19 protein-coding genes are annotated in these 26,813 nt (G+C 35.6%); 3 read left to right on the top strand and 16 right to left on the bottom strand.

The features are described 5' to 3' along the window. Positions 1 to 453: 453 nt before the first annotated feature. On the bottom strand, positions 454 to 4,827 hold the full coding sequence (locus BXU10_RS14495) for a two-component regulator propeller domain-containing protein (protein WP_078228055.1): 4,374 nt from the start codon (positions 4,825 to 4,827) through the stop codon (positions 454 to 456). A gap of 317 nt (positions 4,828 to 5,144) precedes the next feature. On the opposite strand from BXU10_RS14495, the gene BXU10_RS14490 reads away from it, so the two are divergent. Both BXU10_RS14490 and BXU10_RS14485 read left to right on the top strand, forming a co-directional pair. Further along, positions 5,145 to 7,868 (top strand): pectinesterase family protein, encoded by a 2,724-nt coding sequence (locus tag BXU10_RS14490; RefSeq protein ID WP_078228054.1) that lies wholly within the window; start codon positions 5,145 to 5,147, stop codon positions 7,866 to 7,868. Between the two features lie 84 nt (positions 7,869 to 7,952). Next, on the top strand, positions 7,953 to 9,899 hold the full coding sequence (locus BXU10_RS14485) for a GDSL-type esterase/lipase family protein (RefSeq protein ID WP_078228053.1): 1,947 nt from the start codon (positions 7,953 to 7,955) through the stop codon (positions 9,897 to 9,899). Between the two features lie 217 nt (positions 9,900 to 10,116). Here BXU10_RS14485 and BXU10_RS14480 read toward each other — a convergent pair whose 3' ends face one another. Further along, a complete protein-coding gene (locus BXU10_RS14480; RefSeq protein WP_078228052.1) occupies positions 10,117 to 11,055 on the bottom strand; it encodes a ring-cleaving dioxygenase in 939 nt (312 codons plus the stop codon). 301 nt (positions 11,056 to 11,356) lie between these two features. On the opposite strand from BXU10_RS14480, the gene BXU10_RS14475 reads away from it, so the two are divergent. Next, the gene (locus BXU10_RS14475; RefSeq protein ID WP_189328096.1) at positions 11,357 to 12,946 is read left to right on the top strand and encodes a sigma-54-dependent Fis family transcriptional regulator; all 1,590 of its coding nucleotides are present in this window, start codon (positions 11,357 to 11,359) and stop codon (positions 12,944 to 12,946) included. A gap of 77 nt (positions 12,947 to 13,023) precedes the next feature. Here the strand turns inward: BXU10_RS14475 and BXU10_RS14470 are convergent, their stop codons facing one another. The 14 genes from BXU10_RS14470 to BXU10_RS14405 all read right to left on the bottom strand — a co-directional run bounded on the left by BXU10_RS14470 (position 13,024) and on the right by BXU10_RS14405 (position 26,507). Further along, positions 13,024 to 13,374 carry a hypothetical protein gene (locus BXU10_RS14470; protein WP_078228050.1) on the bottom strand — a complete coding sequence of 117 codons (351 nt, stop codon included), beginning with the start codon at positions 13,372 to 13,374 and terminating at the stop codon, positions 13,024 to 13,026. Further along, positions 13,374 to 13,994 (bottom strand): alpha/beta hydrolase, encoded by a 621-nt coding sequence (locus tag BXU10_RS14465; RefSeq protein WP_078228049.1) that lies wholly within the window; start codon positions 13,992 to 13,994, stop codon positions 13,374 to 13,376. Before BXU10_RS14465 ends, BXU10_RS14470 begins: the two co-directional genes overlap by 1 nt. Before the next feature lie 15 nt (positions 13,995 to 14,009). After that, positions 14,010 to 14,300 (bottom strand): GNAT family N-acetyltransferase, encoded by a 291-nt coding sequence (locus BXU10_RS14460; RefSeq protein ID WP_031456471.1) that lies wholly within the window; start codon positions 14,298 to 14,300, stop codon positions 14,010 to 14,012. 252 nt (positions 14,301 to 14,552) lie between these two features. After that, entirely contained in the window at positions 14,553 to 15,911 is a 1,359-nt protein-coding gene (locus BXU10_RS14455; protein ID WP_078228048.1) for a sigma-54 dependent transcriptional regulator, read from the bottom strand. Positions 15,912 to 16,070: 159 nt separating this feature from the next. Beyond that, complete coding sequence (locus BXU10_RS14450) at positions 16,071 to 16,736, bottom strand: YoaK family protein (RefSeq protein ID WP_078228047.1); 666 nt, start codon at positions 16,734 to 16,736, stop codon at positions 16,071 to 16,073. A 5-nt stretch (positions 16,737 to 16,741) separates the two neighbouring features. Then, on the bottom strand, positions 16,742 to 17,215 hold the full coding sequence (locus tag BXU10_RS14445; RefSeq protein ID WP_078228046.1) for a Dps family protein: 474 nt from the start codon (positions 17,213 to 17,215) through the stop codon (positions 16,742 to 16,744). A 2-nt stretch (positions 17,216 to 17,217) separates the two neighbouring features. Then, entirely contained in the window at positions 17,218 to 17,646 is a 429-nt protein-coding gene (locus BXU10_RS14440) for a DoxX family protein (protein ID WP_078228045.1), read from the bottom strand. A gap of 11 nt (positions 17,647 to 17,657) precedes the next feature. Next, complete coding sequence (locus tag BXU10_RS14435; protein WP_078228044.1) at positions 17,658 to 19,544, bottom strand: amidohydrolase; 1,887 nt, start codon at positions 19,542 to 19,544, stop codon at positions 17,658 to 17,660. Positions 19,545 to 19,548: 4 nt separating this feature from the next. Continuing rightward, positions 19,549 to 20,283: a M17 family peptidase N-terminal domain-containing protein gene (locus tag BXU10_RS14430; RefSeq protein ID WP_078228043.1), complete on the bottom strand. Its 735-nt coding sequence runs from the start codon at positions 20,281 to 20,283 to the stop codon at positions 19,549 to 19,551. 193 nt (positions 20,284 to 20,476) lie between these two features. Next, positions 20,477 to 21,805, bottom strand: coding sequence for an alginate export family protein (locus tag BXU10_RS14425; protein WP_223255467.1), 1,329 nt, complete (start codon positions 21,803 to 21,805; stop codon positions 20,477 to 20,479). A 113-nt stretch (positions 21,806 to 21,918) separates the two neighbouring features. Continuing rightward, positions 21,919 to 22,551 carry a hydrolase gene (locus tag BXU10_RS14420; protein WP_078228041.1) on the bottom strand — a complete coding sequence of 211 codons (633 nt, stop codon included), beginning with the start codon at positions 22,549 to 22,551 and terminating at the stop codon, positions 21,919 to 21,921. Positions 22,552 to 22,587: 36 nt separating this feature from the next. Beyond that, positions 22,588 to 22,905: a phosphoribosylpyrophosphate synthetase gene (locus BXU10_RS14415; protein ID WP_078228040.1), complete on the bottom strand. Its 318-nt coding sequence runs from the start codon at positions 22,903 to 22,905 to the stop codon at positions 22,588 to 22,590. Positions 22,906 to 22,978: 73 nt separating this feature from the next. Next, positions 22,979 to 23,797, bottom strand: coding sequence for an alpha/beta fold hydrolase (locus BXU10_RS14410; protein WP_078228837.1), 819 nt, complete (start codon positions 23,795 to 23,797; stop codon positions 22,979 to 22,981). A 472-nt stretch (positions 23,798 to 24,269) separates the two neighbouring features. Continuing rightward, the gene (locus tag BXU10_RS14405) at positions 24,270 to 26,507 is read right to left on the bottom strand and encodes a sensor histidine kinase (protein ID WP_078228039.1); all 2,238 of its coding nucleotides are present in this window, start codon (positions 26,505 to 26,507) and stop codon (positions 24,270 to 24,272) included. Between the last annotated feature and the right edge of the window lie 306 nt (positions 26,508 to 26,813).

Genomic DNA, 26,813 nt, shown 5'->3' with positions numbered 1-26,813 from the left:
TGGGGAATTCGCTATATTCTCAGTTAGTATTTAAAATACAAAATGATATTATTTCTTAATTGTTATTTTATTGAAATTTTAAAATCACAGTAAAATTACGGGAATATAATTAATGCATTTTATCGAATAAATCTGCATTTTGGCGGTGCAAATTTAATACCAAATCTTTATATTCCAATTTTTTTTAGTCATTATTATTTTTACAAAACACTCATTAACAACTAAATAGACTTAAAAAACATAATTACAAGAAAAGTTGCGCTTAATTTTTCAACACGGTACAAAAATGCTTTCACATTTCATTGTTTGACAAATTTAAATGGCATTTTTTAATACTCAGATTATTCCTAACGTTAAGGTAAGAAGATTTTTAGACTTTGAGGCTTCTTTATTTATTAAAAACAACTTTTTTAATTGACTGATTGTTTCTTATTTGATTATGAGATGAGTATGTTATTTATCCAAATGTCTTTTTGTAATGCTATTGTTTTCTCTCACATATTCAGAAGGAGATATCTTGTAAAACTCCTTAAAGCAGGTGCTGAAATACCCTGCGCCATTAAATCCAACTTTATATGCAATGTTTGCAATGTCAGTTTCACCGGCATCCAGATATTGTCTGGCTCTTTTTAGACGCATTTCGCTGACAAATTCTACTGGTGTCATTTGCGTGAGACTCTTAAATTTTCGGTTAAAAGTTACTCTTGACATATTAATAGTTTTTGCTATGATATCAATATTGAATTTTGAATCTGTTAAACCATTTTCTACTATAGCAATACTATCTTTTAAAAACTGTTCATCTTTTGTTGTAATAACTATTTCTCCGGGTTCAAGTATAATTGTTTTTAGATCAGTTTGTAAACTTTCAAATATTTTCTTTCTGTATTTAATTAAATTTTCGATCGAAGCCAATAGAAAATCTGTATCAAAAGGTTTTGTTATATAATAATCAGCTCCATAATTTAAACCTTCAATCTTACTTTCTACAGATGACTTAGCAGTCAATAAAATAACCGGAATATGACTGGTTTCTATGGTATTTTTTAGAGCATCAAGTAATTCAATACCATCCATTTCTGGCATCATGATATCGCTGATAATTAAATCCGGAAGTTTATTTGTGGCTATTGCAAAGCCTTCGTTTCCGTTTTCGGCTTCTAAAATGCTATAATATGGTTGTAACTGACTTTTTAGAAAAGACCTCAATTCAGGGTTGTCTTCTACTATAAGAACCACAGGAAGCTTAGCATTATAGTTATTTTCAACTAGTTGTCTTTCATTGTTTTGTTTGTTAGAAGCGGAGATTTTTTTTTGTTTTTCTTCTGACAACTCTAATTTGTAATTGCTATTTTGAAAAACGGGCTTGTTTAAATCTATTTCTATGCATACTGTAAGACCTTTGTTTTGGTTATTGACGGCATAAATAGTTCCCTGATGCAAATGAACATATTCTTTACAAAGTGCTAAGCCAATCCCGGTTCCTGCAATTTTATTATTGCCGGTGTCAGTTTCATAATAAAGCTTAAAGATATCTTTAAGCTTAGTTTCATCGACTCCGGCTCCCTGATCTGTGACATTAATTTTTAAGATGTGATTATTTTCTACCTTAAGTTCAACCGTGATATTACTATCGTTTGGGGAAAATTTAACAGCATTAGATAATAAATTATAAAGGATAATATCCATTTTTTCTTTGTCCAGATTTACAGGAAGCGTTTCAGAATTGGATAGTGTTTTAATTTTTATATTTTTTTCACGGATTGCCTGAGAAAACAAACTATTGATTTCATTTACAAATGAAACCAGTTCTACGGGTTCAATATGGAGTTCTTCATTTCCACTCTGAACTTTTCTAAAATCAAGCAACTGATTTACAAAACGTACTAACCGATTAGAATTTTTTCGCGCTGTTTCGATATATTCACTTCCTAAATCGCTTAGTTGTTCATTTTTTGCAATCTCATTTATAGGGTTCACAATCAAGGTTAGGGGAGTCCTTAATTCATGTGATATATTAGTAAAAAAACTCAGTTTTAATTCGGTCATTTTTTGTTCAACCACAACTTTGTTTTGCAATTGAATCATTGAATAAACTATTCTTCTTGAAATTTCCAGCAGAATAATAAAGAGAACTGTATATAAAAAATAAGCTAAATTGGTTTTCCAAAATGGAGGAGTAATCGTAAACGATAAATTCTTTTGAGGAATATTTGTATATAAATCTGTACTTAAACATTTTACTTCGAACTCGTAATCTCCTGGCGGTAAATTGGTAAAGGTTGCTTTTTTCTGATTTTTTACTTCATGCCATGTATTATCCAAACCTTTTAAACGGTAAGCATACAATTGTTTGTTTCCAGATCTGTAATCTAAAACCGTGTAATAAATACTAATTGTGTTTTTAGTATAATCTAACTCTATGTTATTATTGTAATTTATGTCTGCTTTTAAAGAGAATTCCTGAGACTTTACATTTGCATTTTTATTGTTGATCTCAAAATTGGTAAAAACCATTTTTACGGTATTTTTTTGATTTTTTATTTTCTTTGGATTGAAAGTTAAATATCCATTCCTACATCCAAAAATCAAATTGCCATTTGACAGCTTTAAACCTGCCGACTCAGAAAATCCGGTTTTTTGCAATCCGTCATTGGAATCATAATTACTAAAGGTCTGATTTAATAAATTGAATTTTGAAATACCATTTTCAGTCGCTAGCCATAAATTTTTCTCATCATCTTCTGCCATACTCAGAATAAAATCACTGGGTAAGCCATCTTTTTTTGCAAAATTTATAAATTTTAAATCATTTCCTTTTTCAATCGCCTGATTAAGTCCGCCTCCCGCTGTCGAAATCCACATTTTAGCTTCTGAATCCTTGTAAATAAATAATACATCATTGCTGCCCAGACTAAATTTATCACTGGAAATCTTTCTATATCTCGAAAATTTTATTTTATCCGGATTGTAATTGTCGGGATCAAAAGTCAGTAATCCATTTGTTGTGGCCACCCAGATTTGGCCTTTATAACCTTCTGCCAGGTATCTTACTTTGCTGAATTCTGTAACCGGATAATTTTTAAATTGATGTATAAAATTAAATTGTCCCTGATTTTCTTCCAGTAAATTGATTCCATTATCATAGGTAGCTACCCAAATACGGCCTTTTTTATCTTCTAAAATAGAATAGATTTGGTTGCTGCTTATACTTTTTGGATTGTTTTGATCTGCTTTAAATTGCTTTAATACATATTGAGAATGTTGTGTGTTGACAGGAGTTGCTTTAAACAGACCATTTCCTTTTGTTCCTAACCAGATATTTCCTTTCCTATCTCCGATGATGGAGTATATATGACCAATTTCATCTGTCTTATAATTGATAAACGGATTTTTCAATTCCTCATTTCCCCGATACACTTTTACTTTCCCTGCTTTTGACGCAAGCCATAATCTATTCTCTTCATCTGCAAAAACAGCTCTGATTTCATTTTCAGATTTAATTTTACTGCCCGGAACTAAAAGATGATGTTCAAAAGTGTTTTTTTGAAAAATAATTTTATTAATACTTCTGTCGTCCGTACTAAGCCAAAGAATTCCTGAAGGATCAAAATACATACTGGAAACAATATTTGAAAATTTCTGATTTTCATCTCCAGGTTTATTCAAAAAGTAATCTAATGTATTGGTTTTCTCGTTGTAATACCCAAATCCACCCCCTTTTAATTTTATCCAGACCCTGTTGAAATTGTCCTCAAAAAAACCGAAACTATGTTTTAGGTCAAGAAAAGTAGCATCTGTTTGCTGAGAAAAAAAACGATTCCTTTTTTCTTTTGGATAAACCATAAAAACGCCATGTTTTTTGGGTTCAATCCACAGTATACCTCGACTGTCCTGATAAATTTTATAGATTGGTGCATCAGAAATTTTATCAATTGATTCTATTTTTAAGGTTTTAGTATTAAATGTAATTAACTCACCCGATAAAGTAGTTAGGAATAATAAATTTTCTGTTTTTGATTTTATAATTGCATCTATACTTTTTTTAGCGATAGCAGTTTTCCAATAGCTTTTACGAATTTTATCATAACGAATCAGTACCCCTTCATCAGTTCCAAACCAAACATTATTATCCGGTATAATAAGACATTTTACATTACTGTTTTTTATTATATTTTTTGTTTGGTATTCCTGACTTTTAGATGCTGTTATATGATCTAATCCCTTATCAGAACCCACCCAAACAGAATTATCCGCGTCTTTAAATAAAAAATTTAAATTATTTGAGGCCAATAAAAAACTTGATTTTTTATTTTGCCAGAAATGTCTGGTTTTTATTTGACTACTTGATTTTTTTTGTATCAGAAAAATACCTTTATTCATAGTTGTCAGCCAAACATTACCATTGCTGGTTGGAAAAACATTATCAAAATCAATTTTAGTGGTTCCTAAAATGTTTGCAATAGAAAGAAACGATTCGGTGCTTTTGTCGAATCTGTAGATCTGACGATCATAGGCCTTAAGCCATATATATCCGGAAGCATCTTCCTTGATTAACGCAATACGGTTATTATTCAGGCTGCTATTATCGCCGGCAGTTGCTTTGTAAGTAATGAAATTTTTACCATCAAATCTATTTATTCCATCCCAGGTGGCGAACCACATAAAGCCTTCCTTGTCCTTCATCGTATAGGCAATGGCATCATGGGAAAGTCCGTCCTCTGTAGAGTAATTTTCTATTTTGCATTTTATCTGCGACACTATTTCATTTGTTGAAATGATGAATAAAAATGTAATTGAAAATTTAATCAATAGAAGTTTTTTCATTACCGATTATAGTTTTTAGTTTTTGGTAGTAAAGTGTTATTTGAGTTTAAAAATAATCTTAAAAACAGAATGAGTCAATCGCAATCCGTGTAAACATACATAATGACCAAAAATTAGAAGTAAATGACCAAAATTTAAAAGCCGTTATTGTTTTATTAAAATATTTTTGACGCAAGATAGAATTATTATTAAAAAATTGGCATTTAAAATATTGTATTCATAATTTAATTTAACAAAAACAGATATTGACGCTGTTCATTTGTAAGATTTAATAATGTCTATCCAATTAAACAACTTTACTAACCAACCACTTTTTTATGAAAAAACTCGACTTTTTTGTCCTCTTAATTGTAGGGCTATTGTTTTTTAATTCATCTACAGCTCAAAATTTTAGTCCTGATATAGTAGTCGATATAAATGGAACAGGAGATTTTACTTCTATACAGGCCGCATTTGATGCAGTTCCTGCAGGCACACCTACAATTATTTATGTAAAACGTGGCTTGTACGACAAAGAGAAGCTCATAGTTCCTGCCAATAAAACAAATATCACTTTGATTGGAGAGAGCAGAGAAGAAACTATTATCTCTTATGATATTTACAATTGTAACGATGGCGGCGATGGTTTGTGCCCGGATGCAAAGGTAGCACTATGGTCAGGCAATAGCAATTTAGTAAAAACTGCTGCAACACTTACTATTATGGCAAATGATTTTAAGGCAGAAAATATAACAATTAGAAATACTGCCGGAGTTGTTGGTCAGGCACAAGCCATAACGCTGCAGGCAGACCGGAATGTTTTTATCAATTGTGACATACTTGCGTATCAAGATACAATCTACTTTTGGACAGCAGAAACCTCACGCGCTTATTTTAAATCTTGTATGATTTTAGGCCGTACAGATTATATCTATGGTCGCGGAATTGGAGTATTTAATGAATGCGAAATTAGAAGTTACGGTGGGGCATGGATAACAGCTCCTTCCACAGAAGCAACACAAACATATGGCTTTGTATTTTATAAGTGTAATTTAACATACCAACCTAATAGTCCAAGATTAGGAGATGATGGAATGAAAATTAAATTTGGCCGGCCATGGCATGAATACCCAAAGGTAGCCTGGCTTTATTGTACAATGCCTGTCGAAATTGATCCTTTGGGATGGGGTGACAAATGGAATATGGCTTATTCTGATACTGACACCAGACTCCATTTATACGAATGGATGAATACAGGTCCAGGTGCAGATATGAGTGGCCGAGCCAATTGGGCAGGACTTAGAGCTATGGCTCACCAGAACGAAGCCAATTTATACGAACCTAAAATTGTTTTGGCAGGTTCTGATAATTGGGATCCAACAGCTATAGTGCCAACTGTATCCGTATATAATTGGGATGGTGGCGCTGCTAATAACGGATGGACAGAAGCAAACAACTGGAATCCTGATGGATTGCCGGCCGCTTCAGAAGCTGCAAATGTGGATGGAAATTGGACAATAAATGCTAATGGAGGAAATTTCGCCGCAGATTTAAATTTGGTTAATGGTGCAATCATTGCTATTTCTGCCAATAGTTCTGCAACTTTGCTTACGCTCAATCAGGCAACAGTATCTTCTTCCACCAGTGCATCGTTATCTGGAAATATTAAAACTAAAGGAGCGGTAAATATAAACGTTTCAGGCAATCTAAACATCACTGCAGCCCTTAATGGAGTTCATCAAATTACTAAATCAGGCACAGGAATATGCCAGTTTAACAGCAGTAATTCCGGATATACAGGCAATTTAATTATAGAACAAGGTGATTTACAGGCTAAAGTTTCAAATTCATTAGGGAAAGCACCAAAAATAACAATAAAAACGAATGGAAAACTGACCGTAGATGTTGGTAATGCAGTTGATGTTAAAACAGCATTATATACCGAAGAATCAGCATCTATTGTTCTTAATCAGGACATAACAATTAACGAATGGTATATAAACGGTTCTTTACAGCCTGCCGGAATTTATAGTACCACTACTAATGCAGCAACTATCAGTGGAACGGGTAAAATAATTATAGGAAGACCAAGTGAGTTTACATTCCTGGGCGGACTTTGGGATGATGTAACTAAATATTCTCCGGCTTTATTGCCAAAGGCGGGAGAAAAAGTAAATGTAAATAGTGGGATAACAATTGAAACCACATTTTTGACATTTGAAGGTGATATGTATGTGAAAACGGGTGGAACTATTCGTTTAAGACAAACAAAAGATTCAAAATGTTTAGGTCCTGTCAGAATGGCTCAGGGAACCATTATTACCTATGCAACAAGTGGTACAGGCTTCTATTTTAACGCTCCAATTATTTTAGAAGGCGATATTTCTCTTACGATGAGCAGCAACAATGTCGCAGGCAGTGTTATGGATTTACCGGGAACATTTTCTGGTGCAAACAAAATAATAGTGCGTAACATCAGAGATTTTGCCAATACTGCAACTGCCAGGCTAGGAGGAGACAATAGCAACTTTACAGGAACCTGGGATTTAACTTTAGCCGCCGCTAATGCAGGAGGTTCATCAGTAATTAACGGATTCGTTGAAAATGCCTTTGGAAAAGGAACAATAAATTTGGCAGCTTCCAATAAAGCGATTTTTAATCATGCAAAATGTGCAGGGAATGTTTTAAATATGAATATAACCGGATCAGCTTCGGCAGTATTAAACACAGCTGTTACAGTTAAGCAATTTACTTTAAACGGAACTCAGCTTGCAGATGGAATATATAATTCGACTACACACCCGGGCTTACTTACAGGTACCGGATCAATTACCGTAAACTCAAGTAGTTTAGGTATAGACGAAAAAGTCTTTTTAGAATATGGTATGTTAAGAGTAAATGGCGTACTTGAAAATCTGGACGTTTACTCACTTAACGGACAACGTGTGTATCATACCAAATCTGTTACAGAAATAAATTTAAATAGCCTGAAATCAGGAATCTATATTGTCCGTTATAAAATTAATGGTAAACAAGGAGCTGCTAAGGTTTATAAAAAGTAACTCCATAATTTTCTCTTTTAAATAAATACCACGAAGTATATGTTTTTCATATACCATATTACAATGAATTAAAAACCAAAAAAAATGAAATCATTATTATCAAAATTATGTATTGCTGCTTTATTGTTTTGCAGCATCATTCCTGCAAAGGCACAAATTACACTTCATACCATTGGAGATTCTACAATGGCTACTTACGACGAAAGTACTTCAGATATACGAGGCTGGGGTATGATGTTTCAACAGTTTTTTTCGGCAGGAGTTACTGTTAATAATCGTGCAAAAAATGGTGCAAGCAGTAAAAGTTTTTATATGGAAGCTCCTTATTGGACTACTGTAAAACAACAAATAAAAGCTGGGGATTATGTCATCATTCAATTTGCCCACAACGATGAGAAAAATGGGGGTCTGGATGGAGGAACGGATGCTCTAAATCCAATTAACGGAACAGACTACAGAGGAACAAACCCGCAAACGACTTATAAGGATTACCTCAGAAAGTATATTGACGAAACCCGGGCTTTGAACGCTACACCAATTTTAGCAACCTCTTTGTGTCGAAAATATTTTAGCGGCGGGGCTATTACACGCAAAGGACTTCATGATTTGGAACCTGATTTTAGTCTTCCGGCAACAGACCATACTTATGATTATACCTATGCAATGAAAGAAGTTGCAGCAGAAAAAGGAGTACAGCTTATCGACTTGACTACCTTAACAAAAACGCTGGTTGAATCGTATGGAGATACAGCAAGTACAGCTCAGCTTTATGTTTCTGCAGATTCTACCCACCCAACAGCACTATTAGGAACATTAACTGCCAGATTATGTGCTCAGGAAATGGTAAAACAAAATATTTTAGCTTCTTATATCAACACATCAACAGATGTACTGATTAATCCAACAGCATGTGATTTTGGAAACGCCTATACAGGTCAGACACTTACAAAAGAAGTTAGCATTACCGGTTTTGATCTTACACCTACTGCGGGAAGTTTTACACTTTCTGTAGATAACGGGTTTTTAATAGCTGCAAACAAAACAGATGCTTTTAGTTCTTCTATCAATATGAATTACACAGGCGGAAATCTGGCATTTACAAAATTTTACATCTCAGCTACTCAATCTGTAGGAGGAAATAAAACAGGCACACTTACTGTAACAAACGGAAGTGTGACCAAAACAGTTCCGTTAACCGCCAATTTTATTACATTGACAGGAGGAACTGAAGTTAATCTAATTTGGGGACTAACTGCAAATAACAGCTATATTTTACAAGGACCAGCCACTGCTGTTGATCAAACCCATTCTGGTATGTCTGTGCAATCCTATGCTGCACCTAATACTACTACTGTATGGCCTGCAGATAGTAATGCTTATACCACAAGAAAAACACAAAGAAACCTAATTGATGGTGGTGCATGGCCTGCAGGAGAAATAGATGAAGTATCTACACGTTATATCCAGTTTGGAATTTCAGCAGCTCAGGGTACAGAATTAAATATTGATTTAATAAGTATGTATGTTGGCGCTGCAGGCGGAAATGGGATGAGATGTCGTATTTCTTATTCTACAGATGATTTTTCTACTACTTCAGTCGCAGGTGAGTTTACAAGTATGACATCTAATACCATGTATGCCGTTTCAAAAATACCTGTTCTTAAAATTCCTTATGGAAAAACTTTAAAACTGCGTGTATATCCTTGGTATAGCTCAGCATCGACTGGAAAGACACTTTGCCTCGCAGATGTTAAAATTCATGGAGTAGCTCTTCCTGCCACAAACTTATCTACCGATGATTTTTCGAAAAACAAATTAAAATGGATCCTAAAAGATGGTTTTATCAGGATAGAAAATGCTCCATCAAATAGTAAATTTACAATTTATGGCATAAGTGGAAAACAAGTACTTAAATCCTCCGTTATTAATGACAATTCATCTCTTGTTGAATTGCCTAAAACCAAAGGTATTTATATTGGTAAAGTTGAATCTGAAAGTGGTACAAAAACAATAAAATTTTTAGTACAGTAAAAAAAAATTATGCCCGACATCTAAATAAAAACCAGATTCAGATCTTCAGAAGAGGATGATCATACATAGTAATAGTAAAAACCTATACAATATACTTTCATATATTGTATAGGTTTTATTTTAGAGTAATTTTGTATCATCCTAAGAATTCTGAAAGCCTTCAAATAAGAAAGTACAAATCGTTGATTCTCAAAAACCTTATGCTTAACGCTATCAATTAGTTAATCTTAACCAAATGTGCCTCAATGCTGGCTCTGTCCGATTCGTATTGAGCAGGAAGTTTTAGGTTTTGTCCCAATTCTTCTAAGCTTTCATCAACCATAAATCCGGGGTTGTCTGTAGCAATTTCAAATAAGACACCGCCCGGTTCCCTAAAATAAAGAGAATGGAAGTAGTTTCTGTCAATCTGTGGTGTAATAGACAATCCGTAAGCTTCTATTTTTTCACGGAAGTACATTAAAATCTCATCATTCTGAACCCTGAATGCCACGTGATGTACAGATCCGTTAGCCACATGGCCTCGTTTTTCTTCTTCCAGTTCTACCAAATCAACAATCGCTGCATTTTCTACCGCTGCTGTTGCATAGCGAAAACGGTTAACGTCCTGATCAATTAATTTATAGCCAAATATTTCGGTTAAAATTGCTGCCGTTGGTTTGATATTGTTCAATGTCAGTGTAATATTGTGAAAACCTCTTGTTGCCACATCTGCTTTTACTTCGTCGGTTTCCCACGGTTTTCTGTTATCGTCAGTTTTAGATTCAATCAATTCTAATTTTAATCCGTCCGAATCTAAGAAAGTAAGGTATTTTTCTCCGAATTTTTCAGACGGTTTATTGTAAATCACATTGTATTGCTCAAAACGTTTCTGCCAGAAATCCAAACTTCCTTTTGGAACAGAATACCCAATTTCTGTTGCCATACCGCTGCCTTTTCTTCCTTGCTGAATTCCTTCGCCCCAAGGGAAAAAAGTTAAGATTGTTCCTGCGCTTCCTACTTCGTCACCAAAATAAAAATGGTACGTTCCCGGATCGTCAAAATTGACAGTTTTTTTGATAAAACGTAATCCTAATATTTTAGAGTAAAAGTCGAAATTGCGTTTAGCATCACCTGCAATTGCAGTAATATGGTGTAAGCCTAAAATTTTATTTTCCATGATTTATATATTTAAATTGTTATTGATTTTCTTTTACAAATTTACCGCTGTTATCCTCCTGCATCGATTAACCTAGATTAAGAAATAAAAAAGGGTCTTTTTTCCAGACAAACTTTAACCAAATAACATTCCGTTTACAGCAATCCCTTGTTTCATAAAAGGTTGGATTTGTGTAGCATATCATAGTGATACGATATATCGTAATTTTATGTTCAGAAAATATTTTATTTTAAAAAACTATAGTCATTCTATAATAGCCATTTCTTACATTTACGTTTTACCGCATAAAATAATACGCTTTATGGAAAATCCGAAAGATCAGGCCGCAGTTATGAGGAACAGGCTGCAGGAAAGAGAAAGAGAACAATTGCAGATTTTGTCTATCTGCAAAGCACTTTCAGAAACTTCAACCCGAAAAGATTTACATAATGTCATAACCGGTTTAAAACAGCATTTTTTATTTGAAGATTTTATTCTGGCTTCCGCCGAAGAAGGCCAAAAAGACTACCACATATTTTATCAGTTTACCAGTCCGCAGGAATTTTCTAAGGTCTATCCGATTAATGACGGTTTTTTTGACGTTTGTATAGGAACGCCCGAAACCGTTGTTTTTGAATTAAAAACGGTACCGGAGAAAAAAAACAGACTTCCGGTTTATCTGGATTCAGTTCACAATAAAGGTTTCAAGAATGGAATAGGAGTCAGTCTGCCACAGATAAAAGGCAGCCTAAATGTGCTTTTTTTAGTCTTTAAAAACGCTGCCGTTTTCAGAAGGGAATCTAATAGAACTATTCGTGGCATGGCATCGCAACTTTCGATAACAATCCGGAATATAAAACTGGCAACAGCATTTGAAAGGAATTGGGAAGAATTACAGCTTTTGAAAAATAACTTAAGCGAAAAAAAATCACAAAATATAGCTGTAGAAAATCAGGGTTTTCATGGAATTATCGGAAACAGTGATGCCATGAAAAAGGTGTACGAGTTGATTTCTCAGGCAGCCCCTTCAGAATCGACCGTTTTGATTTTTGGCGAAACCGGAACCGGAAAAGAGTTAATTGCAAATGCCATCCATAAATTGTCATTGGTTGCTAACGAAAAAATGATAAAAGTGAACTGCGCTTCGATTCCCGAAAACCTGATTGAAAGTGAATTATTCGGGCATGAAAAAGGGGCTTTTACCGGAGCTTCAGATTTGAGGATCGGAAAATTTGAACAAGCACATAACGGCACTATTTTTCTGGATGAAATAGGAGAGATGCCATTAGAACTTCAGGGAAAACTGCTTCGTGTACTGCAGGAAAAAGAAATTGAGAGAATTGGCGGTAAAAATACCATCAAAATTAATGTTCGCATAATCGCAGCCACCAACCGATTTTTGGAAAAAGAAGTTGCCGAAGGCCGTTTTAGAAGCGATTTGTATTATAGATTAAACGTTTTTCCGATTGCATTGCCTGCTTTACGCGAACGTGCGGAAGACATTGAAGTGCTGGCTGGTTTTTTCCTCGAAAGACATTCAATCAAAATCGGAAAAAAAATGAAAGGTTTTTCAAAAAAAGCGCTAAAAAGCATGACCCAGAATGTCTGGCCTGGAAATGTACGGGAATTAGAAAACAGGATCGAAAGAGCTATTTTATTTGCGAACGAAGAGATAATTAAAGAAATGGATTTTCCTGAAATTTTCAGAATCGAAACTCAAAATCCTGAATCAGATTTATATACCAAAACCTTGCAAGAAGTAGAGAAGGAGCATATTCTGAAAGTCGTAAAAAAATGCGATGGCAGAATCTCTGGTCCACAGGGTGCTGCAGTTTTATTAGGTCTTCCCGCAACGACACTGATTTCCCGAATGCAGAAGCTAGGTATTAAAAAAGAACATTTCTTAAGCTGAAATTATTCGTGCAGTGGGTTTAATTTCCCCTGAAGTAACAGCACATCACTAAAGCAGTATATTATCGTGGTTTGTTTTTATATTTTTATAAATATTGACTTTCTTCGTTTGGGTTCAATATTTTTTGTTTTATGTCCTTTTCCGGTAGTATCTTCCATCAATAAGACTGAACCGGTTCCAAAAATTCTTTTTTCTCCAAGCGAAGTTTCGATTTCTACGCCGCCTTCCAATAAAACGATATATTGGCGGTCAGGCGCATTATGAAAATCGTAATCGTAGGACGGACTCACTTCTCGAAAAACAATAGATTTTACAGGTTCATCATCAGATAAAAAACCGATGTCGCCATTGTTTCTCAACAGAACTTCAAAATCCTCAAAATGACTTTCGCCATTCTTGTCGCTGTATACTCTTGTAATTTGGATCATTATTTTTTAGAAAAAATAAGTGCGTTAGCCGTATCAATTTCGTCCTGACTGATGGTATGGCCCATATTTTCGTAGATTTTTTTGGTCACATCGGCACCCATTTTTTCAAGAAGCGCTTCAGATTGATTCACTCTTTCCACAGGAACATGAAAGTCAGGATCGCTCGTTCCGATGAAAATTGGAGTATCCCCGAAATTCCCGTGATAATGTTCTTCGTAAACCTGATCACCAATTAATCCTCCTGTAAACGCCACGACACCACCATATTTGGCAGCATTTCTGGCAGTAAATTCAAGTGCCAGGCAAGCTCCCTGCGAAAATCCGAGGAAATAAATGTTTTCTTTTTCGATTCCGTTTTGCTGTACGGCAATTAAAACCTGAGCAATAGCATGAAGTGAATTTGAAAATGAAGGTTCATTTTCGGCAATTGGCACTAAAAACGAATAAGGGTACCAGGTTCTGTTTTCTGCCTGTGGCGCGACCAAAGCAAAATCACCAACGTTAAGATATTTAGCAACCGAAAGGATATCATGTGCTCCTGCGCCGCGTCCGTGAAGCAAGATCAAAGCTTTTTTTGCCTCGTTTAAAGGAACGCCTGCTGTAATAGTATCTAAATTCATAAGCTTGTTTTTAAATTATTTTTTCCAGATATCTTCGTATTCGTCCGGATGTTTTTTGAATTGTGCGTGCACATACGGACAAAGCGGTAAAACTTTCATATTGTGCTCACGAACATACAAAACCATTTCGTCCAGAAGTTTTTTGGCATATCCTTTTCCTTCTGCCTCTGGCTCAACACCGGTGTGGTAAACAGTCAGTAAATCTTCTTTAAGGCTTACGGTCATTTCACCCAGTTTTTTACCTTCTGCATAAAGATTAAAGGCACCGTGTTTTTTTTCGTCTAATTCTAATTTTATTGTTTCCATAATTTTTAATTTATGTCATTGTGTTTTGTTTTAAACACAGAGGATTATAAGATTGCAATATTGATAAAAAAGGCATTTTATTTACTTAAAGGTACATAGAGATTCCGAATCGGCTCTGTTTGAGAAACTAGTTCTTTTTAATTTTTTCGTATGTGCTTAGTTTTTTCTCGCAGATTAGGCAGATTTAAGAGATTTACTTTTAATGCTTTAATTTTTAAATTCTAAAATCTGACACTTTTTCTTTTAACAAAATCAGTTGTACCCCTGTTTTATGCCTAATTTTTTCATTTTTGAATACAAAGTCTGTGGCTGTAGTTTCAGCAGTTCAGCAGCGCCTCCCGGACCCGAAACTTTACCGCCGCAATTTTGCAGCGCAGTCATTATATGTTCTTTTTCCATTTCTTCCATCGTTTTTAATTTACTGCTGTTTTTCTGTAATGGACTCACGGTATGCAACGGAAGATCAAACTTTTCGATTTCGTTTGTTTTAGCCAACAGCACATTTCTTTCTATCAAATGTTCTAGTTCTCTTATGTTTCCAGGCCAGTCGTACTGCATCAATTGTGCTAAAGCTGGCGAACTGATTGCTGAAACATTTTTTCTGGCACTTGCAGCATATTTTCTAAGGAAATGATTGGCGAGAACCTCAATATCTTCTTTACGGTCTTTTAACGTTGGCAGTTGAATCGGGAAGACGTTTAACCGGTAATATAAATCCAAACGAAAACGGCCTTCGGCAACTTCTTTTTCTAAACATCTGTTTGTTGCCGCTACCACCCGAACATTAATTTTTAGGGTTGAATTTCCTCCTAGACGCTGAATTTCTTTTTCCTGCAGGACACGCAATAGCTTTACCTGAGAATCCAATGGCAATTCACCAATTTCATCGAGAAAAATAGTGCCGTTATGTGCCTGTTCAAATTTACCGATCCGTAATGAATTTGCCCCTGTAAAAGCTCCTTTTTCATGGCCAAAAAGTTCTGATTCTACCAATGACTGTGGTAAAGCAGCACAATTGACCACCACAATCGGATTGGGCTTATGGGCAGATAAATTATGTATCGAATGTGCAACCCTTTCTTTTCCGGTACCGCTTTCGCCAAGGATCAAAACCGAAGTTTCTGCCGGAGCTACAATTTTTATTTTTTCAATTACTGCTTTTAGAAGTTCACTGCTACCAATAATGCCTTCAATTTCTTCATCTGCAACTTGGAGCGGTGTATCGGTAAAAGTACCTTTTTCTTCATTGTAACGGTATTTTGCAATATCGAGCATCACTGCCAAATCTCTCTCACGAAAAGGCTTCACCATAAAACCATACGGATGTGTTTCTTTTACGGCCTCAAGAGTTGACTGATTTGTATTGGCGGAAATATAGAGAAATGGAAGCTGCATTTCGCGCAGTTCCCAGGCAAGATCAATTCCGGTAAGGTCACCTTTCAGCATGATATCAAGCAGCACCCAGTCTGGTCTTTTGGCTTCAATTAATTTTCGTGCCTGAACCACAGAAGAAGCAATACCAATTATTTCGTAACCTGTCTTAATCAGCATGATTTTTAAATCGTTTGCTACTATAAATTCGTCTTCAACTATTAGAATTTTTTCTTTCATTTACCTAAAAGTTATATTGGTTCGCGCAATTACCAGCAATAAAAAAACTGTCTTTTTACAAAAAATAAATGTGATGGCTGACAGTATTTAGGGGATTTATAAATCATTTTTTAAAGGTACTCTATATATTAGAAATCTGCAAAGACACAGCAAGCATGCTTACTTATTCCTGTGATACCAGTAACAAATGATCATAGCAACTCCCGGCAACAGCAAAGTGGTTAAACCAAAATATTTTCCGGCAACAGCTCCTAAAAAACAGCCCGTAAGAAAACCAAAAATAGTAACCAACTGTTTCTTAAAACTTAATAAAGAATCGGCATCATTTGTACCGTTTTTAAGCAGGTTTCCCAAATCAAGCGAAGCCTGTGTTACATTTCCCGTCATCATGGTTGTTGGACCATGAGTTTCTTTGGCAAACAATTTTCCGAAAGCATTTTGTAATCCCATCGCAAAGACAGTTGTCATTGCTACAGTGTACATTGCCCATTCTGAGAATATTTCAAAATATCCAAAAACATAAGAAGCAATTCCGCAAAGGACCAATATAATTCCTTCCCAAAACAAAATCGTGTAGCGGTTGATACTTTTTAAGGCGATTCTTCCGCCAACAATAACGGCAAATATAAAGATGGGAAAAGTCAATAATTTGATCCAGGCATGTACATCAGAACCTTTGATAATCTGATAGGCAAAGACGATAAAGTTTCCTGTAACGTGTGCAGAAAATATCGAATCTGCTGCAACGAAAGTTACGGTATCGCAATACCCTGCTATCATAGTGAGGAGCAGGGTTACGTACCAAATATTTTTTTGAATTTCCATCCTTTTTATTTTAAATGGGCACGAAGCATCCAGGCCATTTTTTCGTGAGTTTCTACTAGACCTGTTATAAAATCACTCGTTCCGGCATCCTGAAATTCATTTGCAATATTATTTATATTTTCTCGCAGATAAATAATAATGCTTTCATGATCCAAAAGCAATTCTTTGATAAAACCATTACTGTCATTTTTCTCTTGTAATTCTTCTGTAAGGTGTGTCAGGGCAAGAAAATCTTTAAGAGTTGCAGGCGTGTAATGACCCAATGATCTGATTCTTTCTGCGACTGTATCAACAATTTCGTCAATAGCATCATATTGTTGTTCGAAAAAAAGATGTTTGTTATAAAAATCAGGCCCTTCAACGTTCCAATGTGCTCTTTTTGTTTTAGTATATAATACGAATTCGTCTGCTAAGACTTTTGTTAGAACTTCTGCAACTTTAGAGATGTTTTCTTGTTTAATTCCGATGTTTGCTTTCATTTTTAAAGTAGGTTTAATAAATAATAATCAAGTGAATATTTTCCTGCTCCCAGCGCAAGAATGAGTAATAGGGATAACGTGTACATATATGGAACGTCGCGTACTTCTGGCGAATCTTTTCTGTGAACCACAAAATATCCCACGGCTGTAACACCGATGGTTGGAAGTACGGCAAGTCGGGTTCCGAGGCCGAGAATAATAAAAATCGGGACTACGGTATCTGAAAATACAGCCACTAATCCGTTTAGTTTTTCAGGAAGATGAAGCGGATTCGGAACCTGTTCTTTTTGTCCATTTTCAGTTCGAAACTTCTTCATTCCGTGGACTCTGAATAACTCAACTGCAAGTAAAACTCTAAATGCTAAAAGTGCCGCATTGCTGAGTGCTGATCCTAAATCTGAATATAGGATTTGTTTTAAAATTTCAGTCATTGTTTTAAAATTTAGAAGGCAAAACAGGAACAGCCCAATGCGCCCCAGAATGCGTTATAGTTACTTACAGGAACATTGCTCATTCTCGCAATATCGTGGCTGTGTGCATGAACATCACAGCTGCCGCTGCAACTGTGTATCTGTGAAGTCAGACCAGGCTTTGCATCTGCTTTTGCGTTTTTCTCTATAGTATTCCTGAAACTGCTTTTTGACGGATATCCGTTGTAAATATTCGTTGGAGACCAGTCAGGCAAAATCGGAATATGAGGCGGGGAAAACGAAGAAAAATCTCCATTGGCATACACAATTTTTCCGTCGACAATAGTCAAATCCGCTTCTATCTTTTTGATTTCTTCATCTTCAATGTTAAAATAATCGCGGTCTAAAACCACCAGATCTGCAAACATTCCGATTTTGATATCACCTTTTTTGGCTTGTTCCTGAGAAAACCAGGCACTACCTCTGGTATACAATTCTAAAGCGGTCTGTCTGTTTAATCTGGTTTCGTTGTACAATTGCAGACCTCCGATTGTTTTTCCAACCGTCATCCAATACATAGAAACCCATGGATTATAGCTGCTCACGCGTGTAGCATCTGAACCTGCACCAACGGGAACTTCCATTTCAATCATTTTTTTGATTGGCGGTGTGTTTTCTGCTGCTTTTGCTCCGTAACGGTCTGTAAAATATTCACCCTGATACGCCATTCTGCTTTGAATGGCGATACCACCGCCAAGTGCTTTTACGCGTTCGATATTTCTTTCGTCAATAGTTTCGGCGTGGTCAAAAATCCAGGGCAGTCCGTTGAACGGAATTTCCTGATTTATTTTTTCGAAAACATTCAGAAATCTGGTAATGCTTTCGTTATAAGTGGCATGAAGCCTGAACGGCCAGCGGTTTTCAACCAAAAGACGGACTACTTTTTCCAGTTCGGCTTCCATGTTTTCAGGCAAATCGGGTCTTGGCTGCAGGAAATCTTCAAAATCGGCTGCAGAAAAAACCAGCATTTCGCCTGCACCGTTATGACGGTACATATCGTCGCCCTGATACAGTTTTACAGTATCAATCCAATCTGAGAAATCTTCAAACTCGTGTTTTGGTTTTTGGGTAAACAGATTGTAGGCAATCCTAACTGTTAATTGTTTCTTTTCGTTCAGTTCATTAACAACTTTATAATCATCCGGAAAATTCTGAAATCCGCCTCCTGCATCAATCACACTTGTAATTCCGAAACGGTTTAGTTCTTTCATAAAATGTCTCGTCGAATTGATCTGATGTTCATACGAAAGTGTCGGACCTTTAGCCAGTGTCGAATATAAAATCATAGCATTTGGGGTAGCAATAATCAATCCGGTTGGTTCACCGTTTGAATCACGTTCAATATGCCCTCCGGGAGGAGCAGGCGTATTTTTGTTGTAACCAACCGCTCTTAAAGCTGCCCTGTTCATAATGGCTCTGTCATACAGATGCAGAATAAAAACTGGAGTGTCTGGCGCAATTGTATTAATTTCTTCCAGAGTCGGCATTCTGCGTTCGGCAAATTGAAATTCAGACCAGCCGCCAACGACACGAACCCATTGCGGATTTGGCGTACGGTCAACCTGTTCTTTTAGCATTCTTAGCGCATCGGCAAGAGAAGGAACACCATCCCAACGCAATTCTAAATTATAATTTAAGCCCCCACGAATCAGGTGAATGTGCGAATCGTTGATTCCGGGAACAACTCTCTTGTTTTGTAGGTCTATTATTTTAGTTTCTTCAGAAGCAAATCCCATTACATGACTGTCATGTCCAACTGTTATAAATTTTCCGTTTTTGATGGCAACAGCCGTAATGTTTGGAGTCTCAGTATTGAAGCTATGAATTTTTCCGTTGAATAAAATTAAATCTGCTTTCATAATGTTATGATTTAGCGTTAAGTTTTGCAATTGCTTCTTTAATACCGTCACCGGCAACGGTATAAAAAGCCGGTCCGGCAAGCAGAATGATTTTGCTTAAAGGTTTGTGATCTGATAATTTTTTATCTTTTAAATATGTTTGCGTTCTGTAAGCTTCAAAAGAACCCAAAACTACATTGGCTGCGACTAACGCTGTTGGCGAATCGATTCCTGCATCTTTTATATCAGACGCAAAAGAATAATTGCTCACACCCAGACGCAAAGCCTCACGCATGGCAACGCTTCCTACACTGATCATTAAATCCGGTGTGAATTTAGTGCGTTCGCCAAGACCAATGAGCAATAACTTTTTGGCTGCCAAAGTACCTTTTGGAGGTATAATCAATAAAGTTTCAAGCGAGTGTCCTGCAAATTTACCGCTTTTGCGTAATTCGGTAATAATGCCTTTCAGGGCATCATCTAAATGTACCATTCCGTTTAAGTTTGCAGGCAGGGCAGGAGGATTAAAAATATCGCCTTCTGTGTATTCAAAAACACAGGCAACCTGCAGTTCTGCTTCGGCTGTAGATGGTCCCTGAACCAATCCGTTTACTGCAACTCCATCTACTTTACCCCAGGTTGTAGATGACCCGAGTGCGGCATTTTGTGCAAAAGCAGTGTTAGTTAAGCCTGCACATATTAGAAGAATTAGAATCGTTGTTCTAATTGTGTATTTGTTAAAAAGGACTGATTTTTTCATATTTAGAAATTTAGTTGATAATATAACTGATGTAGATTTTGACGCGGATGACGCAGATTTGCTATCGCAAAAGCACGGATAAAAACGGATTTCCAAATAGATTCTTTAAATGAATCTGCGTAAATCCGCGTTTTTGCGATAGCAAATCCGTTTTATCAGTGTTCTAATTCACTAAGAATATATTTTTAGGTTATTAAAATTTAAATCCAAGTCGGGCATTAAAGAAAACACCATCTTGAGAATTTGGAATAATGTCGTTGATAAAAGCACCGGTTTTAAAATACTGTATCCCGCTTACGACTGATATATATTTGTTTATGCTATAGGTAAAATTGGCTAAATATGCTGTCCCGATATACCGTTCGTCTGATGCGCTTCCGGGTAGATTTAGTGATCCGCTTGGTCTGTAAATCCCGTCTTGAGTTGAAAATCTCCAGTTAAAAACTACATCAACCTGCATCTTCAGCGTTGGCAGTAAATCCATTGTGGCATAAGGATGAATATCGATAAGATTTACCGGCCCCACCTGTGGGCTAAATCCGAAATAACCTCCTTTTGGAAAGAGCGGATTAAAAGTCTGCAGGCTTTCGTTGCCTCGGTTTTTATCCCCTGAGATGTAATCGTTCCTGAGGTTTATAGTGGGTTTGAATCTGATATCTTCAAAAGAATATCCAATATCTATAGATCCTGTCCAGGCATTTATATCGCCGGAACCAAAACTTCCAAACTGATAAGCTGCTTCCACATTATAAATAAAACCACCACCGTATTTCCAAAACCTTGTGCCAACAGTATGTCTTTGTTCTGAAGCAATTCCTTCTTCAAAAACAGCTGTATCTCTTCTGATTCCGAGGTAATACAAATCCAGGTTTCCTGCTTTTGGGAATATTATTTTGGAATAAGCTCCCCAGAGATTCCGTTTTTTTGATATTTTATTATCAAAAACACCTGTATTGATTTCGTCTTCCATCATAGCAAAACCATCAACTGAAAATCGGGCAGAGGAGTACATTATTTTTGCTCCTGTAAAATACAATCTCGAATTCGGGCCTTCTCTTACTGAAATCAGTCTTCCGGAACCGTAATCGAGTTCCTGCCTTCCGGCACGAACGGTTATTTTTTTGTCTTCTTTCTGATATAAATTTACATCCAAAAAAAGATTCTGTACATTTAACTGATCTTCATCAATACCTCTTGACCCGTTGATTCTTCCGTCCTGCAAAGCACTCCTTAGCTGTACAAATACCCTGAAAGTTTTACCTAAATGCAGATCAGCATGAAGATCATAACGCTGGAGCAAAAAATTGTTCCGGCCAATGTTGAGCCGGCCCCAGTCTTCATTATTGAAATCAACATATTCATATCTGGCTTCGCCACCAAATGACAGGTAAAAATTGTTCTCGCTGTTTAAGGGAACGAATTTTAAATTCTCATAAAAATTTCGGGTTGAATCTCTTAACGGCCCGTAATTTTCGTCGTAACGCAAAAGCTTAAAACTTTGTGCTGAAACTAAACTTCCCATTAAGAGAAAAAGAAAAAGCAGCCTGACGTTTTTTGATATGAATGGTGTTGATTTCAACATTGTGAAGGGTAAGAGGTTTTATGTATTGTTTCAGGTTGAAATAAAGAAATCAATTAGTGTTTCAGCATGTTGTGCGCGTAGTGAATACCTAAACCGTAAGAACCACCGTGTTTTTTCATTAAATTAGTTACCGGAACATATGTTTCTTCGTGTGCCCAGTCTCTCTGAAGCTCTAATAAGTACTGGATAGAAGTTATAGGTTTTGCCCCAACTTGTATCATTCTTTGCACTGCACGTTCATGAGCTTCTTCGCTTACGTCACCACAAGCATCTGTAATTACATAAACTTCATAGCCTTCTTCGATTGCAGATAAAGCCGGCCCAACGATGCAAACGCCTGTCCATAATCCTGCTAGGACAATTTTTTTCTTGTTTTTGCCTGTAATTGCCTTATAAGCTGCTTCGTCTTCCCAGGTATTCATTGTTGTACGGTCAATATATCCTGAAGTGGCAATTGGGTAATATTCTTCGACTTCAGGAAAAACCGGACCAGAAAAACTTTCTTCGGCAACAGTAGTTACCACAGTAGGCACATTAAAGATTTTTGACGCTCCGCAGATGATTGCCACATTGTTGCGCAATTCGCTTAATGCAATATTACTGGTAGCAAATGCCATTTGCCCTTCAAAATCAATTAATACTAAAGCGTGATTATCCGGTGACAATAAGTTTGTAGATGGTTTCATGATTATTTATTTTAAAATGTTATGTTTTATAAATGCTTAATGTGTTGAGAGTTTCCGGATCATTTCGGCGGAAACACTATCGGCATAGATTCCGAAAGCGCTGGTTAAAACCCCTTTCAGGGCATAAACTTCTGAGATAATGCCATACACTATATCTTCGTCTCCCGGATTTGTATCGCCCTCAAAACGAAAAATATATTCGATTTTGAATTCTTCCGGCGACATGGATTGTTTGTTGTTATTACAGCGAATACAATTTGTATCGAGATTAAAGTTTTCTGTAAAACCATGATTGTTGAGCCATTGTAAAGCTTCTGTAACGGTATCAAATGATGGCTGTTGAAATGAAATCATAATTAATATGGTTTTAAACTAGCCTGCAAAAGCAAACTTTACAGGCAGTCTGATTCATTAAAGTATTGTTTGCTTATGCTTTTATAAAAGCCAGAATATCATTATTGATCGTTTCTGCTTCGGTAGTAGGCATACCGTGAGAGAATCCCGGGTAGGTAATTAATTTACCGTTTTTTAATAGTTTGGCTGCTCTCGGAGCCTGCTCATAAGGAACAATCTGATCATCTTCTCCGTGTAAAACCAGAACAGGAATATCTAAGCTTTTTAGATCTTCTGTAAAATCTGATTCAGAGAAAGCTTTGATACCTTCGTAATGTGATAAAACAGAACCCATCATTCCCTGGCGCCACCAATTTTGTTTGATGCCTTCCTGAACTGTTGTTCCTTCACGGTTCCATCCGTAAAATGCAATTGGGAAATCATAAAAATACTGTGCTCTGTTAAATCCAGTACCTTTTCTGATTTCATCAAAAACAGATAACGGCACACCTTCCGGATTCGATTCGTTTTTAATCATAATTGGTGTAATAGCACTAATGATTACGGCTTTTGCAATACGTCCTTTACCATATTTTGCTGCGTAGCGTATTACTTCGCCTCCTCCGGTTGAATGCCCCACGTGAATGGCATCTTTTAGATCAAGTGCAGCTGTTAGTTCAGCGATGTCTGATGCATAAGTTTGCATATTGTTGTTCTCACCGCTTTGTCCTGAACGCCCGTGTCCACGGCGATCGTGCGCAATAACCCTGTATCCTTGCTGAAGAAAAAACATCATTTGCGAATCCCAGTCGTCACTTGATAAAGGCCATCCGTGGTGAAAAACGATGGGTTGTCCCGTTCCCCAATCTTTGTAATAAATCTGCGTTCCGTCTTTTACTGTAATTGTACTCATTTTGTATGGTTTTAGATTAATAATTCCCGAGATAAACATCCGGTTCGATTCTGTATCCGGACTTGTTTTGTTAAATTGGTTATGTAAACTTAGGGCAGCGGCCAAAAGCTGTCGCTTAATCCAGATTAATAAATAAAAAATCAGTACTGTTTTGCTGTATTCTGAATTTATTTGGCGTCGCAGAACACTAGCCAAATAACATACCTATATGATGATGGCTTTGGCTATAAGGAGTTTGGATATTTTAAGTGTATTTTTTTATTACGATATATCGTAAAATTATGAAGAGGGTAATAATAATTTAGGAAATTACCTATCTGTTTGGATTAAAAGTTGCTTTTTAAATCCATAAATTAAAAATAAATTCCGCTTTAAGTTTTGCAGAAATTGTAAGGATTCATGATCCTAAATTAAGAAATAGTGAAGCGTTAACTTTTTTATGGAGAATTATTTAAAAGAACCGGGTTATTTCTTAAGAAATATTTTTCCGTATAAATTCAACATCGATTACAGCACCATGATCATTAAAAAAAGAGGCTTCGCCGTCAAGCTGCTGAGCTAAACCACTGATTAAGTTGATTCCTAAAGTTGATGAAGTATTAAAATTTTCAGGAAAACCAATTCCGTTATCCTTTATTTGAAGTTTTACTTTCAAATTTTCAAGAGGCTTCATCACAATAAGAATAACGCCTTTTTGATTATCTGGAAAGGCATATTTAATCGAATTTGTAATTGCTTCGTTCAAAATAAGTCCAACAGAAACAGCTTGTGCTTCGTCCAGATGTAATGGATGAAGATCTGTTTCAAAATTAATATGCTGCATATCAAATGTGTCGTTAAAATTATACAACAGATCATTGATATAATTTTCCATTTCTATTTCCCTAATAATATCTGTTCTGTATAATTTTTGATGTAAAAGGGAAATCGCATACAATCTGTGCTGGCTTTTTTGAATGGCATCAAAAGCTTCTTTGCTTTTTAAGATTGAAGACTGCGAATTCAGGAGGCTCATAACAATCTGCAGATTATTCTTTACACGATGATGAATCTCCTGCATAAGAGATTCTTTTTCGTTTACCAATTTCAGGAGTGTCTCGTTTTTTTGATCTATTTCTCTTTTTTGACTGATTAAAAGATCGTTGTTTTTTTTCTTGGATTGATAACTTATCCCAAACAAAAGGATACTCACTAAAAGAAAAACAACAATGCAGATTCCAAATTTTATGGTACTTTGAGCCTGGATCCTTTTTCCTTTTTCAGTATCCATGTCCAATTTTAAATTAGATAATTCTTTTTCTTTCTTTTCAAGTCCATATAAAATTTGCAGTTCTCCAATTTGCCTGTTCGTTTTTTCATTAAAAATAGAATCATTCAGTTTTTTATATCTCTGAAAATATTTTATTGCGGCAATATAATTTCCTTTGGCAGAATCAATTTTAAACAAATATAAATTTGCGTCTTTGATTTGGGAAAGCTCCACAATTCCTTTTGAAAAATTCAGCGATTTTTGAAAATTGATCCTGGCATTATCATAGTTTTTATGCTCTTCGTAGAATTTTCCAAACTCAAAATAAGCTTTGGATAAATCAATGATATACATTGCATTACTTTTTTCATACAACTCAATCATTTTTTTAAAATTGGCTTCGGCAAGCTTAACCTGATTATTTTTGTTATAACAATAGGCCAGTGAACCAAAAATTATTGCTTTGCCACTATCATTTTGAGGAGGATATTCTTTTATAATTTTTTGTACTTGTTTTAGTGCTGCTTTTTCTCTTTTTACTTCAATGAGTTCCTTGGCCAGTAAATCTGTAAATTCATATAAGTTATAATAATCAATTTCTTTCTTGAATTTCAGTGTTTTAATTGCCTTTCTGAGCCATTCTATACTTAAATTATGTTTGCCGATATCTTTGTACGCAATTGCTAGCTGTTGATAAAAATCTGCATCATAATCAAAATCTCCTGTTTTTTCCATACTTTTTACACAGGCAAGAGAATAATAAAGGCTTTTACCCAAATTTCCTTTAAGCCTGTTCACATCTGCTAAAAGATCGTAAGTAAAATGCAGCTTTTTAAAACCAATTTTTTTATAAACAGCGAGAATCTGTAATAATTCTTTTTCTGCCAGATCTAATCTTCCCTGATTTAAATGAGCATCTGCTTTGTATTTTATGAAATAGGCAAATTTTTCTAAAAGGCCCAGATTTTTGTAAATCAGGGATGCTTTATCAAAACAAATTACAGCTTCTTCAAGAGTTTTAAAGCTACGTGGTGACTGCCAGAATAATCTTTTTCCCTGTATAGCCCATAAGTCGGCTTCTTGTTTATACTGTTTCGTTTTTTTATAATAAGCAATTACTTTTTGAATCATTTCAATAGCTTTTGGGTATTTGTTTTCTTCAAACAAAAGTTCTCCATAGTAAACCAGGCATTTATGTTTGAGGTTTTCATCGTTAATGCTTTTGCTTAAAACATAAGCACGATCAAAATTAGACTTTGCACTGTCCATATCCATTTTATGGCTTTCCGGTTTGTACAGGAAAGCGGCTCCACGATCAAGAAAATTAGTAATTTTTGCTTTAGTGGCAGAATGCTTTTGGCTGACAACAGAATTTGAATATGTAGGAATCTCTACAGAATAGCAATTGTAACTGAGCATTAAGAATGTAAACACAAGCTTTGCTATACGAATTCTTATCATATTATATGTAAGTAACTATTAGAAAAGGAATAGATATTGGATGCCGTTCACATACCAAATAATTAAGTTTTTAAAAGTAAATAAATTACCGTTTGCAAACAAATAGAAACCAACATCTAAAAATTATTAAAGAATTTGCCTGTATAAATGGTCAAAGATATTTAGCTCAACAACTATAATCCTTACAAAATATTTTATATCCTGATTTTTCTACTGCCAGCGCTAACAAGTTAAATATTTGTCAAATACCATTTTAATTATATGCTAAAAAAACATCCTTAATGCTACAAAATCAAGTGTTATGAA

Origin of the sequence: Flavobacterium sp. LM4 (assembly GCF_002017935.1) — a bacterium.
In the GTDB taxonomy this organism is placed as follows: Bacteria; Bacteroidota; Bacteroidia; order Flavobacteriales; family Flavobacteriaceae; genus Flavobacterium; species Flavobacterium chungangense.
The sequence above is the reverse complement of the archived record's forward strand: the minus strand, read 5'-3'. Positions and strand labels throughout refer to the sequence as shown.

Coding starts and splice junctions, on each gene's coding strand:
- BXU10_RS14495 (WP_078228055.1), bottom strand. CDS start 4,827: ATGAAAAAACTTCTATTGATTAAATTTTCAATTACATTTTTATTCATC.
- BXU10_RS14490 (WP_078228054.1), top strand. CDS start 5,145: ATGAAAAAACTCGACTTTTTTGTCCTCTTAATTGTAGGGCTATTGTTT.
- BXU10_RS14485 (WP_078228053.1), top strand. CDS start 7,953: ATGAAATCATTATTATCAAAATTATGTATTGCTGCTTTATTGTTTTGC.
- BXU10_RS14480 (WP_078228052.1), bottom strand. CDS start 11,055: ATGGAAAATAAAATTTTAGGCTTACACCATATTACTGCAATTGCAGGT.
- BXU10_RS14475 (WP_189328096.1), top strand. CDS start 11,357: ATGGAAAATCCGAAAGATCAGGCCGCAGTTATGAGGAACAGGCTGCAG.
- BXU10_RS14470 (WP_078228050.1), bottom strand. CDS start 13,374: ATGATCCAAATTACAAGAGTATACAGCGACAAGAATGGCGAAAGTCAT.
- BXU10_RS14465 (WP_078228049.1), bottom strand. CDS start 13,994: ATGAATTTAGATACTATTACAGCAGGCGTTCCTTTAAACGAGGCAAAA.
- BXU10_RS14460 (WP_031456471.1), bottom strand. CDS start 14,300: ATGGAAACAATAAAATTAGAATTAGACGAAAAAAAACACGGTGCCTTT.
- BXU10_RS14455 (WP_078228048.1), bottom strand. CDS start 15,911: ATGAAAGAAAAAATTCTAATAGTTGAAGACGAATTTATAGTAGCAAAC.
- BXU10_RS14450 (WP_078228047.1), bottom strand. CDS start 16,736: ATGGAAATTCAAAAAAATATTTGGTACGTAACCCTGCTCCTCACTATG.
- BXU10_RS14445 (WP_078228046.1), bottom strand. CDS start 17,215: ATGAAAGCAAACATCGGAATTAAACAAGAAAACATCTCTAAAGTTGCA.
- BXU10_RS14440 (WP_078228045.1), bottom strand. CDS start 17,646: ATGACTGAAATTTTAAAACAAATCCTATATTCAGATTTAGGATCAGCA.
- BXU10_RS14435 (WP_078228044.1), bottom strand. CDS start 19,544: ATGAAAGCAGATTTAATTTTATTCAACGGAAAAATTCATAGCTTCAAT.
- BXU10_RS14430 (WP_078228043.1), bottom strand. CDS start 20,283: ATGAAAAAATCAGTCCTTTTTAACAAATACACAATTAGAACAACGATT.
- BXU10_RS14425 (WP_223255467.1), bottom strand. CDS start 21,805: ATGGGAAGTTTAGTTTCAGCACAAAGTTTTAAGCTTTTGCGTTACGAC.
- BXU10_RS14420 (WP_078228041.1), bottom strand. CDS start 22,551: ATGAAACCATCTACAAACTTATTGTCACCGGATAATCACGCTTTAGTA.
- BXU10_RS14415 (WP_078228040.1), bottom strand. CDS start 22,905: ATGATTTCATTTCAACAGCCATCATTTGATACCGTTACAGAAGCTTTA.
- BXU10_RS14410 (WP_078228837.1), bottom strand. CDS start 23,797: ATGAGTACAATTACAGTAAAAGACGGAACGCAGATTTATTACAAAGAT.
- BXU10_RS14405 (WP_078228039.1), bottom strand. CDS start 26,507: ATGATAAGAATTCGTATAGCAAAGCTTGTGTTTACATTCTTAATGCTC.